Source organism: Streptomyces sp. AM6-12, assembly GCF_044327085.1.
Taxonomy (GTDB): domain Bacteria; phylum Actinomycetota; class Actinomycetes; order Streptomycetales; family Streptomycetaceae; genus Streptomyces.
The window spans coordinates 1,233,642-1,249,717 of sequence record NZ_JBIQWN010000001.1; the positions used below are offsets into that span (position 1 = coordinate 1,233,642).

Sequence of the window (16,076 nt, forward strand, 5' to 3'; positions counted from 1 at the left end):
GCACCGGCGTCCGGCTACCGTCCCGCGAGCACGAACCAGCGGGCCGGCAGGTCGATACGGGTGCCGTCGGTGAGGTGTTCGGTCTGCGGCAGGACGGTGTCGCCCTCGGCGAGGACGGTCAGTCCGGCCTCGCCGAGCAGGCGCGGGACCTCGCCCTCGTCGGCGTCGGCGGGCTTGAGGCGGTGGTGGAAGACGCGCTGGAGCTTGGGCGGCGGCCCGGACGGCTCGGCGGCGGCCCGCCCCAGGACGTCGCGGGAGGCGGGGGTCAGCTCCACGACGAAGGCGCGGCCCGCGCTGCCGATGAGCGTGGCGACGGCGACGGCGACGGCGGGCCGGGCGGCGGGCTCGCTCTGGTGGATGACGGCCCGCATGTAGACGTTGCAGTCGCCGAGCCGGTCGTGCAGGGCCTTCACCGCGTCGCCGTCGGTCAGATCGAGCTGTTCGAACTCCACGGGCGCGTCCCCGGCGGCGCGCCGGGCGTGTTCGACGGCCGCGTGCGAGAGGTCCACGCCGATGGCGCGGGCGAACCGGCTGGCCAGGTAGCGGGTCTGGGTGCCGTTGCCGCAGCCGAGGTCGACTATGGGGCGGGCCGGGTCCGCGTGCGGCAGGAGCAGCGCGGAGTGCGGTTCGGCGGTCAGCGAGGGATCGGAGTCCCAGATCGCCTCGCCCGGAGCGTCGGAGGTCTCGCTCCAGTAACTCTCCCAGTTGGCACGGTAGTTGTCCGAAACGTTCATGCGCTCTCCCACGATCGGTTGCCGTGATCGGGATATCGCGCGGAGCGGGGTGCGGGCAAGGGGCGGGCGGCCACCTTCACCGGACGTACCGACGCTCCTCGCCGATTCGGTCGCTGCCCGTGACCGGCTGTTCGAACCAGACCGTCTTGCGGTGCCCGGTGGCGCTCGCGCCCCATTCGCGGGCGAGCCTGCTGACCACGCGCAGCCCGCGTCCGTACTCGTCGCGGGGACCGGCGGCGATCATCGCGGGCAGGGTGGGCTCGTCGTCGGTGACCTCGAACAGCAGCGCGTCGGTGCGCACCACCCGCAGCCCGATCCGGTCGCCCTCGGCATGCCGTACGGCGTTGGTGACGACCTCGCTCACCAGCAGTTCCGCGGTCTCCACGGGCCCCGGCAGCCCCCAGGCGAGGAGTTGCTCGCGGACCAGGCGGCGGGCCCGGCCCACCTCGCGGGGGTCGTTGTCGAGCCGCCACTCGGCGACGTGTTCGGCGGGGATGCCGTTGAGCCGGGCCATGAGCAGGGCGACGTCGTCCTTGCGTCCGCCGCGGGTGTTGAGGGCGCGGATGATGGTGTCGCAGGCGTCGTCCATGGAGGCGGCGGGGTGCGCGGCGGACTCGCAGAGCGCGGCGAGGCCCTCGCCGATGTCCGAGCCGCGCACCTCGACCAGCCCGTCGGTGCACAGCACCAGCCGGTCGCCGGGTGAGACCTTGATCCGGGCCGCCTCGAACGGGACTCCGCCGACGCCGATGGGCGCCCCGGTGGGCAGGTCGAGCAGTTCGCTGCCGCCGTCCTCGGCGCGCACCACCACCGGCGGGATGTGTCCGGCGTTGGCGAGGGTGACCTCGCCGCGGATCGGGTCGTAGACCGCGTACAGACAGGTGGCGAGGTAGGTGTCGCCGAGCCGGCGGGCCAGGTCGTCCAGGTTGCGCAGGAGCTGGGCGGGCGGGGTCTCCATCGCGGCCATGGTCTGGACGGCGGTGCGCAACTGGCCCATCATCGCGGCCGAGTTGAGGCCGTGGCCCATGACGTCGCCGACGACGAGGGCGGTGCGCGAGCCGGGCAGCTTGATGGTGTCGAACCAGTCGCCGCCGATCCGTCCGAGCAGGGTGCCCGGAAGGTAGCGGGTGGCCACGTCGCAGCCGGCCATCCGCGGGGTGACCTGCGGGAGCATGCTGTCCTGGAGGGTGTCGGCGACGTTCTCCTGGTACGTGTACATGCGCGCGTTGTCGAGCACGAGCCCGGCGCGGGCGGCGAGTTCGGCGCCGGTGGTGCGGTCCATGTCGTCGAACGCGGGCCGGTCGGGGCGGCGCATCAGCACCATGAAGCCGAGGACGACATTGCGCGCCTTGAGCGGCACGATCAGCAGCGAGCGCCCGCCGATGAGCGGTCTGAGGTCGCGCTTCTCGAACTGTCCGGAGATGCGCTCGGACAGCTCCTCGGTGACCTCCGGGATGAGGACCGGGTCTCCGGTGACCATGCACCGGTAGAACGGGGTGTGTTCGGGGAAGGCGAAGGCCTCGCCGACCGGCACGGTGTCGTCCCAGCGGCCCGGTTCGTCGTTGTGCTCGACCCAGACGCGGAACATCACGGTGCTGGCGTCGGGCGGGCCGTCCGGGAAGCCCTCGCCCGCGAGGACGGCCGCGCGCAGATGGGTGCCGGCGAAGTCGGCGAAGCGGGGCACGGCGGCGCTGGTGACCTCGCGGATGGTCTCGCCGAGGTCGAGGGAGGAGCCGATGCGGGAGCTGACCTCGTTGAGGAATTCGAGGCGCTCGCGGACGGCGGCGTACTCCAGGTCCCGTTCGGCGGCCGCCGGTACGGCGGTCACGGCGGGCGTGCGCTGCCGCGGTACCCGGCTGCCGGCGGCCTCGGCCCGGTCGCGGCCGAGTCGGCGGGGCACGCCCCAGTACGGGGTCACCGGCACCCGCTCGAACTGGCTGAACTCCAGGACCGGGTAGCCGAGTTCGAGGACCTGGGAGACGATGCGGCCGCTGAGGCCGGGGCCCATGTTGGGCAGGATCTCCGGCAGCCGCCGTTCGAGTTCGTCGAAGGCGGGCAGTTCGGTGTGGCGGGCGAAGCCGGGCGCGATGCGTTCGGCGGTCTCGTCCTCGTCACCGCGCTCCTCGCGCAGCCGGGTGGCGTCGGCGGCGAGCACCAGCAGCCGGGCGGGACCGGGGCCGACCAACGGGTAGGCCCACCACAGCACATCGACTCGCTCGCCGTCCGCACCCGGATCGGCGTCCGGGTCCCGGCACACCGAGAGGTGGGCGCGGCCGGCCGTGGGGAAGGAGGTCTGGCCGCCGAGGGACGCCTCCAGGTCGGGGCCCGGTCCCGGCTCGTCGCCGCCCGGACCGCCGTACTGCGCGCCGCCGTCGTGCTCCGGGTCGTACGCCTCGTACGCGTCCGGCATGGCGCCGCCCTGGAGGTGGTCGGGGAGGGCGCCGGAGACCGGCAGCAGATCGCCTGCGGGGCGGCCGACGGCCTCCTCCCGGCCGACGCCGAACAGCCGCCGCGCCCCGCTGCTCCAGTGGGACACCAGGCCGGTGCGGTCCACGACGATCACGGCAAGCGGAATCCGGCCCGCGTCGGTGTCGCCGGCGCCGCGCGCGGGAGTCGTGTCCCGCTCGCTGCCACGGTCCATGGCCCAGGCCCCTTCTCCCCACGGCTGTTCGCAAACGATCTGTGCCGCCGACCACTACGGTACGGCGGCGGCCGGTGGCGATGTGTGGCAATCCGGGAATTGGTTTCACATGATCGCACCGGCCCGCGGCCCCGGCGCCCGGCGGGGCGCCGCCTCAGTCCTCGTGCCCGAGCTGGAGGTCCCGCTCCGTCCGGCCGCCGCCCGCGACCTGGAGGACCGTGGCGACCGGCGGGTAGCCCGCGGCGATGACCGTGTACTCGCCGGAGGACAGGTCCACGAACCGGAAGGCGCCGTCCGCCCCGGTGGTGAGGGTGTCCACGACATTGCCCGCGGCATCCAGCAGGGTGACCCGCGCGTCCTCCACGGGCCGTCCCCCGCTCGCCCGTACGACGCCCCGCAGCACGGCGCCGCCCGCGAGCTCGACGTCCTGCCGGGTCTCGCGGGACGCCTGCACACTGACCGGAAGGGCGGCCGGGCGGAAGGCGGGGGCACTGGCGGCGAGGGTGTACTCGCCGGCGACCAGCTCGGTGATGACGTAGCCGCCCTCGCGGCCGCTGCGGGTGGTGGCGACGACCTCGCCGTGCACGTTGGTGAGCGTGACGGTGGCGTCCCGCACCGGGCTGCCGTCGGCGGTGAGCACGCTGCCCGCGAGGCGTCCGGCGCCGCCGAGGACGACGTCGAGTTCCACGGGCCGCTCGCCCACGGTGACGGAGACGGCCTGCGGCTGGTGCCCCCCGGCGGCGGCGATCAGGACGTACGACCCGGAGCCGGGCGTGCTCAGCGCGTACCGCCCGTCGTCGCCGCTCGCGCCCCGGCCGATCTGCTGTCCGGTGACGTCGATGAGGGTGAGCGCGGCGCGGGGCACCACGGTGCCGTCGGGGTGCTGCACGGTGCCGCAGACGGGGAGTCCGGCGGCGTACGGTGAACGGGCGTGCGGGACCGAGGGGTTGGCGCTGTCGGGGTCGGAGTCGGTGGCGTGGTGGGACACCAGGGGTTTCTCCTTGAGGAAGAAGGCGATGAGGAGGCCGAGGACGAGCACCGGGACCAGGTACAGGAAGATCCGGGGCATGGCGTCGGCGTACGCGCGGATGTAGGCGTCGCGCAGGGCCGGGGGCAGCGCGTGGACGAGCCCCGGCGTGAGGGACTCGGGGTCGGGCAGCCGGGCGCCGGTGCGCGGGGGCAGCTCCCGGCGCAGGGCGTGACCGAGCCGGTTCGCGAAGAGGGTGCCGAAGACGGCGGCGCCGACGCTGCCGCCGATCTGCCGGAAGTAGTTGTTGGCGCTGGTGGCGGTGCCGAGGTCGGCGGGGCGCGCCGAGTTCTGCACGGCGAGGACGAGGACGGGCATCACCAGGCCGATACCCGCGCCCAGTACGGCCATCCAGACGCTGTACTCCAGCCGGGAGGTGCCGGCGTCCAGGCGGGACAGCAGCCACATGCCGACGACGGAGACGGCGCTGCCGAGCACGGGGTAGAGCTTGTAGCGCCCGGTGTGGCTGATGAGCTGGCCGGAGAGCAGGGAGGCCACGACGATGCCGGCCGTCATGGGCAGCATCAGCAGCCCGGAGCCGGTGGCGCTGGCCCCGTCGACCATCTGGAGGAAGGTGGGCAGGTAGCTGGCGGCGCCGAACAGGGCGACGCCGACGACGAGTCCGACCAGACCCGTGACGTTGAAGACGGAGTCCCGGAACAGCCGCAGCGGGATGAGGGGTTCGGCGGCGAAGCGCTCGGCGACGAGGAAGAGGACGGTGGCGGCGAGTGCGCCCGCGCCGAGACCGAGGATCTGCCGGGAGCCCCACGCGTACTCGGTGCCGCCCCAACTGGTCAGCAGGACCAGGCAGGTCGACGCGGCGGCGAGCAGCAGGGAGCCCAGCACGTCGAGGCGGCCGCGCGTTTCGGGCCTCGGCAGCTTGAGGACGGCGGCGACCACGGCGAACGTGACCAGTCCGAAGGGGACGTTGACGTAGAAGCACCAGCGCCAGGAGAGGTGGTCGGTGAAGTAGCCGCCGAGCAGGGGGCCCGCGACGGAGGCGAGGCCGAACGCGGCGCCGATCAGGCCCATGTAGCGGCCGCGCTGCCGGGGCGGCACGATGTCGGCGATGATCGCCTGCACCCCGATCATGAGCCCGCCCGCGCCGACGCCCTGGAGGGCGCGGTAGGCGATCAGCTGGTCCATGCTGCCGGCGCGTCCGGCGAGCGCCGAGCCGGCGACGAAGACCGCGATGGCGAACAGGAACACGCCCTTGCGGCCGAAGAGGTCGCCGAGCTTGCCGTACAGCGGCAGGCCGATGGTGGAGGTCAGCAGGTAGGCGGTGATCGCCCAGGACATCCGGTCCAGGCCGTGCAGTTCGCCGACCACCTTGGGCAGCGCGGTGGCGACGATCATCTGGTCGAGGGCGGCCAGCAGCATCGCCAGCATCAGCCCGAGGAAGACCAGCCGCACCCGGCGCGGGCTCAGCGCGGAGGCGGGAGCCGGCGCTCCGGGACCGCCCGCCCCGCCGTCCCCTGCGCCGCCGTCCTCCGGGGGGTCCGCCGAGGCGCCCTCGGCGGGCGCCTTCCGGGCGGTGGGCAGCAGCACGAGCGTGTCGTGATCCACCAGAGTCGTCCCGCCCACGTGCCGCTCCCCTCGTCGCCGTCATCGCGGCTGCCGTAACCCGTGCGATTTCTCGCGCGAGGCGACAACTACGAACAACAGCGGTGAGTTACGGGGCGGTTCCCGGTGGGCGGGACTTCCACTCGAACCGGTGAAGAAAGGCAACTTCCTTTCACCGTCCGCGGGTTGGGGCTACTTCTCGACCTCGGCGGCGAGCCGGGCGAGCACGGCGTCGTAGATGCGGCCGAGGCCCTTGGGGGCGAAGGTCCGCTCGAAGAAGCCGCCGATGCCGCCGGCGCCCTTCCAGGTGCTGGTGACGACGACGCGGGCGCGGCCCTCGCCGGCGGGGGTGACGCGCCAGGTGGTGACCATGGAGGAGTTGCGGTCCTTCTCGACCAGCTCGCCGTCGGTGGGCTCGCTCACCTCCAGCAGGCAGTCGCGCACCCGCTTGCTGGTGGCCTGGAGCTTCCAGTGGACGAGGGTGCCCTCGCCGTCGCCGCCCTCGCGCACCTCGTACTCGCTGAACTGCTCGGGCAGCAGCTTGCGCCGGGTGCCGCGGTAGTCGGCGAGGGCGTCGAGCACCTTCTCCGCGTCCGCCGCGACGACCCGCTCCGTAGTGGCCTCGACCTGCGCCATTGCGTTCCTCCAGGACCTGATTGCTCGGGGTTGGGAAAAGCCAACCACTTCGGGTTCCGGCCGCCCAAATCGGGGGGCGTGTCCGGGCGCGCACGATCATGGGAACAGATGTTCTATTGTGGCGGCGAGTGCTACCGAGGAGGAGGGCTCATGCGCTGGGACAACCTCACCGACGAGCCCGTCGACCACGGCCGGGCCCCGGACGCCGCGCTGTTCGGCGCGGACGCCGTGACCACCCGCACCTTCGACACGCCCGAGTTCCGCGGGATCACCTTCCACGAGGTCCGTGCGCGCTCGGTGCTCAACCGGGTGCCGGGGGCCTCCCGGATGCCGTTCGAATGGACGGTGAACCCGTACCGGGGGTGCTCGCACGCGTGTGTGTACTGCTTCGCGCGCAAGACGCACGGCTATCTGGACCTGGACACGGGCCTCGGCTTCGACACCCAGATCGTGGTCAAGGTGAACGCCCCGGAGGTGCTGCGCCGCCAGCTCGGCTCCGGCCGCTGGCGCGGCGACCACGTGGCGATGGGCACGAACGTCGACTGCTACCAGCGCGCCGAGGGCCGCTACCGGCTCATGCCGGGCATCATCTCCGCCCTCACCGAGCACGCGAACCCGTTCTCCGTCCTGACCAAGGGCACGCTCATCCTGCGCGACCTGGACCTGCTGGTGCGGGCGGCCGAGGTGACCGACGTCGGCATCTCGGTCTCGGTCGGCTTCCTGGACGCCGCCCTGTGGCGCACCGTGGAACCGGGCACGCCCGCGCCCGAGCGGCGGCTCGACGTCGTACGCGCCTTCGGTGAGCACGGCATCGGCTGCGGTGTCCTCATGGCACCGGTGATCCCGTTCCTGAGCGACCGTCCGGAGCAGCTGCGGGCGACCGTGGAGGCCATCGCGGCGGCCGGGGCGACCTCGGTGACCCCGCTGGTGCTGCATCTGCGGCCGGGCGCGCGGGAGTGGTTCATGGCCTGGCTCGCCGAGCACCACCCGTACCTGGTGCGCCGCTACGAGCGGATGTACGCCGGCGGGTCGTACGCGCCGACCTGGTACCAGCGCCGGATCACCCGTCAGGTGCACGAGCTGGCGCGGGAATACGGCATCGGGCCCGCGCGCGCGGGCGCGTCCCGCCGGATCCGCCCGGCCCGGTCCGCGCCGGCGCCCGAGGCGGCCGAGCCGACGCAGCTCACCCTGATGTGAGGCGCCGTCAGGAGCGTTCGAGCGCTTCGCGCGGGCAATAGGGTCAACTATCGGCCCGACACGTTCTCCAGGGGCCCCGCATCGGGACGATGCGGCGAGGACCGCGATCGCGCGGTCCGCTCGACCTCTCCGTCCCCCGGGAGGACCCATGAGAAGACGCGCAGCCGTGCTGTGCGCGGCCGCCGCCGTCCTGGCGGGCTCGGTCACCGGAGCGCCGGCGCGGGCCGCCGCGCCCGCACCGCTCAGCTGGAAGAAGTGCGCCACCGCCGACTACCCGACGCTTCAGTGCGCCTCCCTGAAGGTGCCGCTGGACCACGCGAACCCCGCGGGCCGGCAGATCACGCTCGCCCTGTCCCGCGTCCCGCACACCGCGGTGGCCTCCCAGGGCCCGCTGCTGGTCAACCCCGGCGGCCCCGGCGGCAGCGGGCTCACGCTCGCCGGGTTCGTGGCCTCGGCGCTCCCGAAGGACGTGGCGGCGCGGTACGACGTGATCGGCTTCGACCCGCGCGGGGTCGGCCGCAGCAGCCCGGCGCTCGACTGCGCCCCCGGCCACTTCCAGCCGGTGCGCCCGGACACCGTGCCGGGCACGCCCGCGCTCGAACAGGCGAACCTGGAGCGCGCGCGGACCTTCGCCGCCGACTGCGGCAAGCGGTACGGCGATGTGCTGCCGTACATGGACACGGTCAGCGCCGCGCAGGACATGGACAGCATCCGCGCGGCCCTCGGCGCGCCGCGGATCAGCTACTTCGGCTACTCGTACGGCACCTACCTCGGCGCGATGTACGCCAGGCTGCATCCCGACCGGGTCCGCAGGCTGGTGCTGGACTCGGTCGTCGATCCGACCGGGGTCTGGTACGCGGACAACATCGGCCAGGAGCGGGCCTTCGACGACCGGCACCGCGCGCTGATGGCGTGGATCGCCAAGTACGACGCGGCGTACGGGCTCGGCACGGACCCCGCCAAGGTCGAGGCCGCCTGGTACGCGATGCGCTCGGACCTGGCGAAGAAGCCGGCCGGGGGGAAGGTGGGCGCGGCCGAGCTGGAGGACACGTTCATTCCGGGCGGCTACTACAACGGCTACTGGCCCTATCTCGCCGAGGCGTTCGCCTCCTACGTCCACGACAAGAAGACCGGGCCGCTGGTGGCGGCGTACGACGACTTCGCCGGGGTGGACTCCTCCGGCGACAACGGCTACAGCGTGTACACGGCCGTGCAGTGCTCGGACACCGCCTGGCCGCACGACTGGGCGCGCTGGAAGCAGGACGCGTGGGCGGTGTACGCGAAGTCGCCGTTCATGGCCTGGAACAACGTCTGGTACAACGCGCCGTGCATGTTCTGGCCGACGGGCCGCACCCAGCAGCCGAGCGTGGCCAACGACAAGCTGCCGCCCGCACTCCTCTTCCAGGCGACGGACGACGCGGCGACGCCGTACGCCGGGGGCGTCGCGGTGCACCGGCTGCTGGCGGGCTCCCGCCTGGTGGTCGAGCAGGGCGGCGGCAACCACGGGATCACCCTGAGCGGCAACGCGTGCCTGGACCGCTACCTGTCCGCGTACCTGGCCGACGGCACGGTCCCGCACGGCTCCGGTCCGGCCGACGCCGTCTGCCCCAAGTCCCCCGACCCGGCTCCCCTCGCCTCGAAGGCGGCGTCGCGGACCTCCCCCGGCTCGATCCTGCACGACCTGCTGGGTTTCCGGAGCTGAGAGCGGGAGCCGGCGCAGGGGCGGGGGTTGTCGGTGGCGTGGTCCATGATGGGGATCATGACCGAACCCGTGAGAATCGCCGCCCCCGCCGGTGTCGCGCCCGCGGCGCAGTACAGCCATGTGGTCACCGCGACGGGCCGGCTCGTCGCCGTCTCCGGCCAACTGGCACTGGACGAGGACGGCAGGCTGATCGGGCCCGGCGATCCCGCGGCCCAGGCCCGCCAGGTCTTCGAGAACCTGAGCCGCTGTCTGGCCGCGGCGGGCGCGGGCTTCGAGCACGTGGTGAAGCTGACGTACTTCGTCACCGACATGGCCCACATGCCGGCCATCCGCGCGGCCCGCACCGCTCACATACCCGACGACCGCCTCCCGGCTTCCTCCGCGATCCAGGTGGCCGGTCTGGTCTCGCCGGACTTCCTGATGGAGATCGAGGCGCTGGCGGTGGTCCCGGGGGGCGGGCCCGGCGCCGTCTGACTCCGGTCGTACGGCTTGCGTGGACTCGGGGTACTCGCCCCCCATGGACAAGCCGCATCTGCCAGGACGCAGGAACCAGCACGGCGATGACGCCGGGCGGACGAACCGGGTGCCCAGCCCCGAGGAGGCCGGACCGGGGCGGGAGGTGGAGGAGAGGGCGCCGCGGTCGCCCGCGAAGTTGCCGAGGGCCGCCTGGGTGGCGGTGTTCAAGGGGAGCCTGAAGGAGTTCAAGAAGGACGAGCTGACCGACCGGGCCGCGGCGCTGACCTACTACTCGGTGCTGGCCCTGTTCCCCGCGCTGCTGGTACTGGTGGCCCTGCTGGGCATCACCGGCCGTTCGACCACGGACCGGCTGCTGAACAGCATCAAGCAGCTCGCCCCCGGCTCGGCGCGGGACATCCTCACCCGGACCGTGCAGCAGTTGCAGCACAGCGCCGGTACGGGCTCGATCCTGGCGATCGTGGGCCTCGTCCTGGCGCTGTGGTCGGCGTCCGGATACGTCGCCGCCTTCATCCGCACCGCCAACGCCGTCTACGACGTGCCGGAGGGCCGCCCGATCTGGAAGGTGCTGCCGGTGCGCCTCGGCGTCACCGTGGTGCTGATGCTGCTGGCGCTGGTCTGCGCGGTGATCGTGGTGTTCAGCGGCGGCCTGGCCCGGCACGTCGGGCAGGCGCTGCACATGGGGGACGCGGCGCTGACCGCCTGGTCGATCGCCAAGTGGCCGGTGCTGGTCGTCCTGGTCGTCCTGATGATCGCCCTCCTGTACTGGGCCTGCCCGAACGCCAAGGTCAGGGGCTTCAGGTGGATCACTCCGGGCAGCTTCCTGGCGCTGCTCATCTGGATGGCCGCCTCCGCGGGCTTCGCGATCTACGTGGCGAACTTCTCGTCGTACAACAAGACCTACGGCGCCATGGCGGGCGTCATCATCTTCCTGATCTGGCTGTGGATCACCAATCTGGCGATCCTGCTGGGCCTGGAGTTCGACGCGGAGACCGCACGGCAACGGGCCATCGCGGGCGGCCATCCGCCCGAGTCCGACGCGCCGTACGCCGAACCGCGGGACACCGCGAAGTGGGACGAGGACGACGTCCGCCATATGAAAGACAGCTGATCGCCGCCCGCGCGCCGGATGCGCGGGGGCGGCGCGCGGTACGTGCCCCCACTGCTCCTTGTCCACGCTCCCGCACTGCTGTCAACCTCAGGCTCAGGCCACTGTGCGCACGGTGTGTCAACAGTCGGTGACACCACGCAGTCGGCAGGAGGGGGCAGCCGCATGATCATCAAGTCCAGGGGTGTGGTGGCCGCGATGGCCGGCGTGGCGATGCTGGCCGCCGCGTCGGCCGCGACCGCGACGGCGGCGCAGACCGCGCGGCCGGCCGGCGCCGCGGCCTCGTGCGGTACGAGCATCGATCCGAGCGCGCGGATCCCCAGCGGCCGCCGGCACACCGGGCCGACCGTGCGGATCGGCGGTGCCACGGTCACGGTGCGGTACGGCAACGCGAAGCAGGGCGCGCCGTACTACGCGTGGGCGGCGATCTCCGGCGCAAGCAAGGGTGACACGGTCGCGCTGGAGTGGGACGTGGACTACGGCTCGTGGGCGGACTTCGGTGTCTGCTCGGCGACCGTGCACTCGGGCGGCAAGCAGAACACCCGCGCGGTCAAGTACGTGCACGGCAAGGGCTGGCACCTGGAGGCCCAGGCCTGCGGACACCACGCGGGTCGCCGGGTGTGCACGGCGTACTGGCCCTGACCGGCGGGTCCAGCCACAGCCGGCAAGCCGGACAAGCCGCGGGCCGGGCGCCGAACCGCCCGGCCCGCCCGTCGCCCGATCCGCCCGCCGACACCCGCCCCCCGCTCCTCACTCGGTCCGCCCGCCGACACCCGATCGGTTCGTCCGCCCGCCCGTCACCCCGTCCGCTTCTCCCTCCCTCTGCTTCTCGCCCCCGCCTTCTCCTCCCCCTTCGGCAGCCGTGCCAGCGCATGCACCGCCGCCTCCGCGAGCGCCGGATGGGCGAGGGCCTCCGTGAGGACGCGCCGGGCGCGGGGGTCGCCGAGGGCGCCGAGGCCCTCCACGCAGGCGAGGGCGACCCGCCGGTACGGATCGTGCGGGCGCAGCCGGCGCTCCAGGGTGGTGATCAGCGCGGGCACGGACTCCGGGGCGCGCAGGGCGACGAGCAGCCGCACCGGGTGCAGGGCGTAGGCGACGCGGAGTTCGTTGGTGGCGAGGGCGGCGGCCGCGCGGGCGGTGCGGGGGTCGCCGAGCCGGGCCAGCGCGTGCGCGGCGCCGGCGCAGCGCGGCGGGTCGCGGTGGTTGAGCAGGAGCACCAGGGACTCGAAGGCCCGCCGGTCGCCCGCGCGACCGAGCCTAAAGGCGGCCAACTCCCGCGCCCACAGCGGCTGTCCGGGTGCGGTGAGGACCTCAGCCAGCTCGTCCGGATCCTCGGTCGCCGCCAGCGCGTCGAAGGCCGCCGAGCCTCCCGACTCCTGCCGTAAGCGCTCCGTGAGCGATCGCAACTCTTCGTCCACGGCTTCAGGTTAAGCATGTCGCCGGGGCAACGGGAGTCACCTGGCACACAAAGAACCCGAAGGGGGCTGGCGCGCTCGTTACCCACCGGTTAAGCTCAGACGAGCGAGCAACCCTCTCGCACTCCGCTGGCGACGGTCTGGTGACGCGGCCGTCGCGGGCAAGGATCGGTTCGGTACGCGTGTGCGCCTCGTGCGCCAAGTACCGCGAGTACGACCCGGCTTCGGGACAGAGCCGGTCGGAAGACATCGCCGCTGCCGGGCGTGTGCACGCCCGTCGGCACCGGCACCGGGCGTGTGCGCTCGTCAGCCCGGCAACACCCGCACTCCTTCGCGTTCCGTGGTGCGCCTCCGGCGCACCCGGCGCTTCCTCGTCGTCACCCCCTTTCCCTGGAGTCCCGCGATGGCCGCTCCCCTGTCCGACACCCCTCTGTCCCTGAAGAAGATCGCCGTCGTCGGCCTCGGCACGATGGGCACCGGCATCACCGAGGTCCTCGTGACGGCCGGCCGCGAGGTCGTCGGCATCGACGTCAGCGAGGCGCAGGCCGCCCGCGCGCTGGCCGCCGTGGAGGCCTCCACCGCCCGTTCCGTCGAGCGCGGCCGGCTCACCGGGGCCGAGCGCGCGGACGCCCTCGCCCGGCTGCGCACCGCCACCGACCTGGCCGCAGCCGCCGACGCCGACCTGGTGATCGAGGTGGCCCCGGAGTCGTACGAGATCAAGCACCAGATCTTCCGTGAACTGGACGGCGTGGTCCGCCCGGAGACCATCCTGGCCACCGGCACCAACGCGCTGTCCGTGACCCGGCTCGCCGCCGATTCGGCACGTCCCGAGCGCGTGCTGGGCCTGCACTTCTTCAACCCGGCCCCGGCGATGAAGCTGGTGGAGGTCGTCTCCTCGGTGCTGACCGCGCCGCAGGTCGTCGCCGCCGTCACGGACCTCGCGATCGAGCTGGGCAAGGAGCCCGTCGCGGTCGGCGACCGCCCCGGCTTCGTCGCCGACGGCCTGCTGTTCGGCTACCTGAACCAGGCCGCCGCGATGTACGAGGCCCGCTACGCCTCCCGCGAGGACATCGACGCGGCGATGCGGCTGGGCTGCGGCCTGCCGATGGGCCCCCTCGCGCTGCTCGACCTGATCGGCATCGACACCGCGCGCACCGTCCTGGACGCCATGTACGCCGAGTCCCGCGACCGGCTGCACGCCCCGGCCCCCATCCTCAAGCAGCTCAGCGAGGCGGGCCTGACCGGCCGCAAGGCCGGGCGCGGCTTCTACACCTACGAGGCGCCGGGCAGCAGCGCCGTGGTGCCGGACGCGCTGACCCCGGCGGCGGACGGCGCCCACGCCCGAGGCCGCGAGGTCCGCTCGGTGGGCGTGGCCGGCTCGGGCACCATGGCCTCCGGCATCGCCGAGGTGTTCGCCAAGGCGGGCTACGACGTCGTGCTGGCCGCCCGCAGCGAGGAGAAGGCCGAGGCGGCCAAGGCCCGGATCGGCAAGTCCCTGGCGCGCTCGGTGGACAAGGGCCGACTGACCGCCGAGGCGGCCGCGGGGATCCTGGAGCGGATCGCCCCGGCCGGTTCCTACGACGCGTTCGCGGACGTCGACCTGGCCGTCGAGGCGGTCGCCGAGGACCTGGAGGTCAAGCGGCAGCTGTTCCAGGCGCTCGACAAGGTCTGCAAGCCCGGCGCGGTGCTCGCCACCACCACCTCCTCGCTGCCCGTCGTCGCCTGCGCCCGCGCCACCTCGCGCCCGCAGGACGTGATCGGCATGCACTTCTTCAACCCGGCCCCGGCGATGAAGCTGGTCGAGGTCGTGCGCACGGTGCTGACCGGCGACGAGGTGCACGCCACCGTCCGGGAGGTCTGCCAGAAGGTCCGCAAGCACGCGGTGGACTGCGGCGACCGGGCCGGTTTCATCGTCAACGCGCTGCTGTTCCCGTACCTGAACAACGCGGTGAAGATGGTCCAGGAGCACTACGCGACGCTGGACGACATCGACGCGGCGATGCGGCTCGGCGGCGGCTACCCGATGGGCCCGTTCGAGCTGCTGGACGTGGTCGGCCTGGACGTCTCGCTGGCCATCGAGAAGGTGCTGCACCGCGAGTTCCGCGATCCCGGCCTGGCCCCGGCCCCGCTCCTGGAGCACCTGGTGGCCGCGGGCTGCCTGGGCCGCAAGACCGGCCGCGGCTTCCGCGAGTATGCCCGCCGCTGACGGCGGCGGCGACCGGCCCCCCGCGCCGCCGGACGCGGAGGCGGACTGGGGCGGGCTGCTCGGCCCCTCATCGGCTGTCCCGCCCGGCCCTCCGGGGCCGGGCGGGGCAAACCGGACTGCCGCACACGGCACCGCGTCCATGCAGTACGTTCGGGTCATGTCCCAGCCCGCCAAGTCCTCCCGTACACCAGCTACGCCCGACGCGCCGGAAAGTGCCGCAGGCAGTCGCGCCGCCGCCCAGCGGCTCAAGATGCGCCGAGAACTGGCGGCCGCCGCGATGGAGCTGTTCGCGACCAAGGGGTACGAGGCCACCACCGTCGACGAGATCGCGGCGGCGGCCGGTGTCGCCCGCCGCACCTTCTTCCGCCACTTCCGCTCCAAGGAGGAGGCGATCTTCCCGGACCACGACGACACCCTGGTCCGCGCCGAGGCGGTGCTCAACGCCGCCCCCGCGCACGAGCACCCGCTCGACACGGTGTGCCGGGGCATCAAAGAGGTCATGAAGATGTACGCGGCGCACCCGGACATCTCCGTGGCCCGCTACCGGCTCACCCGCGAGGTACCCACCCTGCGCGAGGCCGAGATCGCCTCCGTCGCCCGTTACGAGCGGCTGTTCACCCGCTATCTTCTCGGCCACTTCGACGAGCGGGCGCACGCCGACGACGCCAACGACGACCCGCTGCTGGCCGAGGTCGCCGCCTCCGCGGTCGTCACCGCGCACAACCACGTGCTGCGGCGCTGGCTGCGCGCGGACGGCAAGGGCGATGTGGAGGCGCAGCTCGACCACGCGTTCGCGATCGTCCGCAAGACCTTCGGCACCGGCATCGGCGCCGGCCGGAGCACGGCCGCCCGGCCGGCCGCCTCCGCCCCGGCGACGGTCTCCCCGCACGGCGAGGTGCTCGTCACGGTCGCTCGCACCGACGCCCCCCTCGACGAGGTCATGCGCACCATCGAGGAGGCGCTGAAGGAGCGCTGAACCGCTCCCCCGCTGTGCTGACGGCCACCCTTCGGGGTGGCCGTTTTGCCATGTCAGGGGCGCTTTCCGAGTGGATTCCCGGGGCCGTTCGATCGATCATCGCTCATTTGTTACGTAAAGATTTCATCTGAGAGGAACTTCTGGCACTCAGTGCCTTGTCACCTGACACGCGGTGTCATACGTTGAAGGAAGTCCGGGCGGCCGGCGAGCAGCGACCATTCGTTCGCCGGCTGTCCCCGCAAGCCATGGCCTGCGCGCCCGGACGCCTGCGTCACAGGCAACCTCCCGCGCCACAAAGCGCTGCCGAAGCACCACCGCGAGCCGAACCGACGGCACTTTTCCAAAAAACCCTCAGCAGCACGCACCCCAGCACCGACGAACCCCCAAGCGCCCCTCCCTC

General features: G+C 73.0%; 12 protein-coding genes. 7 read left to right on the forward strand and 5 right to left on the reverse strand.

Features of this window, described 5'->3' with window-relative positions; all coding sequences use genetic code 11:
* Positions 1-14: 14 nt before the first annotated feature.
* The 4 genes from ACE4Q9_RS05590 to ACE4Q9_RS05605 form a co-directional block, all read right to left on the reverse strand.
* Entirely contained in the window at positions 15-734 is a 720-nt protein-coding gene (locus ACE4Q9_RS05590) for a class I SAM-dependent methyltransferase (RefSeq protein WP_397983102.1), read from the reverse strand.
* A gap of 76 nt (positions 735-810) precedes the next feature.
* Positions 811-3,372 (reverse strand): SpoIIE family protein phosphatase, encoded by a 2,562-nt coding sequence (locus ACE4Q9_RS05595; RefSeq protein WP_397983103.1) that lies wholly within the window; start codon positions 3,370-3,372, stop codon positions 811-813.
* A 154-nt stretch (positions 3,373-3,526) separates the two neighbouring features.
* Positions 3,527-5,983 (reverse strand): MFS transporter, encoded by a 2,457-nt coding sequence (locus ACE4Q9_RS05600; RefSeq protein WP_397983104.1) that lies wholly within the window; start codon positions 5,981-5,983, stop codon positions 3,527-3,529.
* 171 nt (positions 5,984-6,154) lie between these two features.
* Positions 6,155-6,598, reverse strand: coding sequence for an SRPBCC family protein (locus ACE4Q9_RS05605; protein WP_397983105.1), 444 nt, complete (start codon positions 6,596-6,598; stop codon positions 6,155-6,157).
* Between the two features lie 150 nt (positions 6,599-6,748).
* Between ACE4Q9_RS05605 and ACE4Q9_RS05610 the strand changes: the two genes are divergently transcribed.
* The 5 genes from ACE4Q9_RS05610 (at position 6,749) to ACE4Q9_RS05630 (ending at position 11,721) form a co-directional block, all read left to right on the forward strand.
* Complete coding sequence (locus tag ACE4Q9_RS05610; RefSeq protein ID WP_397983106.1) at positions 6,749-7,795, forward strand: Rv2578c family radical SAM protein; 1,047 nt, start codon at positions 6,749-6,751, stop codon at positions 7,793-7,795.
* Positions 7,796-7,943: 148 nt separating this feature from the next.
* The gene (locus ACE4Q9_RS05615) at positions 7,944-9,497 is read left to right on the forward strand and encodes an alpha/beta hydrolase (RefSeq protein ID WP_397983107.1); all 1,554 of its coding nucleotides are present in this window, start codon (positions 7,944-7,946) and stop codon (positions 9,495-9,497) included.
* A gap of 57 nt (positions 9,498-9,554) precedes the next feature.
* Entirely contained in the window at positions 9,555-9,971 is a 417-nt protein-coding gene (locus tag ACE4Q9_RS05620; protein WP_397983108.1) for a RidA family protein, read from the forward strand.
* Positions 9,972-10,014: 43 nt separating this feature from the next.
* The gene (locus tag ACE4Q9_RS05625; protein WP_397983109.1) at positions 10,015-11,082 is read left to right on the forward strand and encodes a YihY/virulence factor BrkB family protein; all 1,068 of its coding nucleotides are present in this window, start codon (positions 10,015-10,017) and stop codon (positions 11,080-11,082) included.
* A 162-nt stretch (positions 11,083-11,244) separates the two neighbouring features.
* Complete coding sequence (locus ACE4Q9_RS05630; protein ID WP_397983110.1) at positions 11,245-11,721, forward strand: hypothetical protein; 477 nt, start codon at positions 11,245-11,247, stop codon at positions 11,719-11,721.
* Between the two features lie 155 nt (positions 11,722-11,876).
* Here ACE4Q9_RS05630 and ACE4Q9_RS05635 read toward each other — a convergent pair whose 3' ends face one another.
* Positions 11,877-12,497, reverse strand: a complete 621-nt coding sequence (locus ACE4Q9_RS05635) for an adenylosuccinate lyase (RefSeq protein ID WP_397983111.1) — start codon at positions 12,495-12,497, stop codon at positions 11,877-11,879.
* 400 nt (positions 12,498-12,897) lie between these two features.
* Between ACE4Q9_RS05635 and ACE4Q9_RS05640 the strand changes: the two genes are divergently transcribed.
* The gene (locus ACE4Q9_RS05640) at positions 12,898-14,700 is read left to right on the forward strand and encodes a 3-hydroxyacyl-CoA dehydrogenase family protein (protein WP_397983112.1); all 1,803 of its coding nucleotides are present in this window, start codon (positions 12,898-12,900) and stop codon (positions 14,698-14,700) included.
* A gap of 157 nt (positions 14,701-14,857) precedes the next feature.
* On the forward strand, positions 14,858-15,676 hold the full coding sequence (locus ACE4Q9_RS05645) for a TetR family transcriptional regulator (protein WP_397983113.1): 819 nt from the start codon (positions 14,858-14,860) through the stop codon (positions 15,674-15,676).
* Positions 15,677-16,076: the final 400 nt, after the last annotated feature.

Bases quoted from the DNA above. Each gene is read 5' to 3' on its own strand.
- ACE4Q9_RS05605 (WP_397983105.1), bottom strand. From the start codon at position 6,598: ATGGCGCAGGTCGAGGCCACTACGGAGCGGGTCGTCGCGGCGGACGCG.
- ACE4Q9_RS05620 (WP_397983108.1), top strand. From the start codon at position 9,555: ATGACCGAACCCGTGAGAATCGCCGCCCCCGCCGGTGTCGCGCCCGCG.
- ACE4Q9_RS05640 (WP_397983112.1), top strand. From the start codon at position 12,898: ATGGCCGCTCCCCTGTCCGACACCCCTCTGTCCCTGAAGAAGATCGCC.
- ACE4Q9_RS05610 (WP_397983106.1), top strand. From the start codon at position 6,749: ATGCGCTGGGACAACCTCACCGACGAGCCCGTCGACCACGGCCGGGCC.
- ACE4Q9_RS05595 (WP_397983103.1), bottom strand. From the start codon at position 3,372: ATGGACCGTGGCAGCGAGCGGGACACGACTCCCGCGCGCGGCGCCGGC.
- ACE4Q9_RS05590 (WP_397983102.1), bottom strand. From the start codon at position 734: ATGAACGTTTCGGACAACTACCGTGCCAACTGGGAGAGTTACTGGAGC.
- ACE4Q9_RS05645 (WP_397983113.1), top strand. From the start codon at position 14,858: ATGTCCCAGCCCGCCAAGTCCTCCCGTACACCAGCTACGCCCGACGCG.
- ACE4Q9_RS05615 (WP_397983107.1), top strand. From the start codon at position 7,944: ATGAGAAGACGCGCAGCCGTGCTGTGCGCGGCCGCCGCCGTCCTGGCG.
- ACE4Q9_RS05625 (WP_397983109.1), top strand. From the start codon at position 10,015: ATGGACAAGCCGCATCTGCCAGGACGCAGGAACCAGCACGGCGATGAC.
- ACE4Q9_RS05630 (WP_397983110.1), top strand. From the start codon at position 11,245: ATGATCATCAAGTCCAGGGGTGTGGTGGCCGCGATGGCCGGCGTGGCG.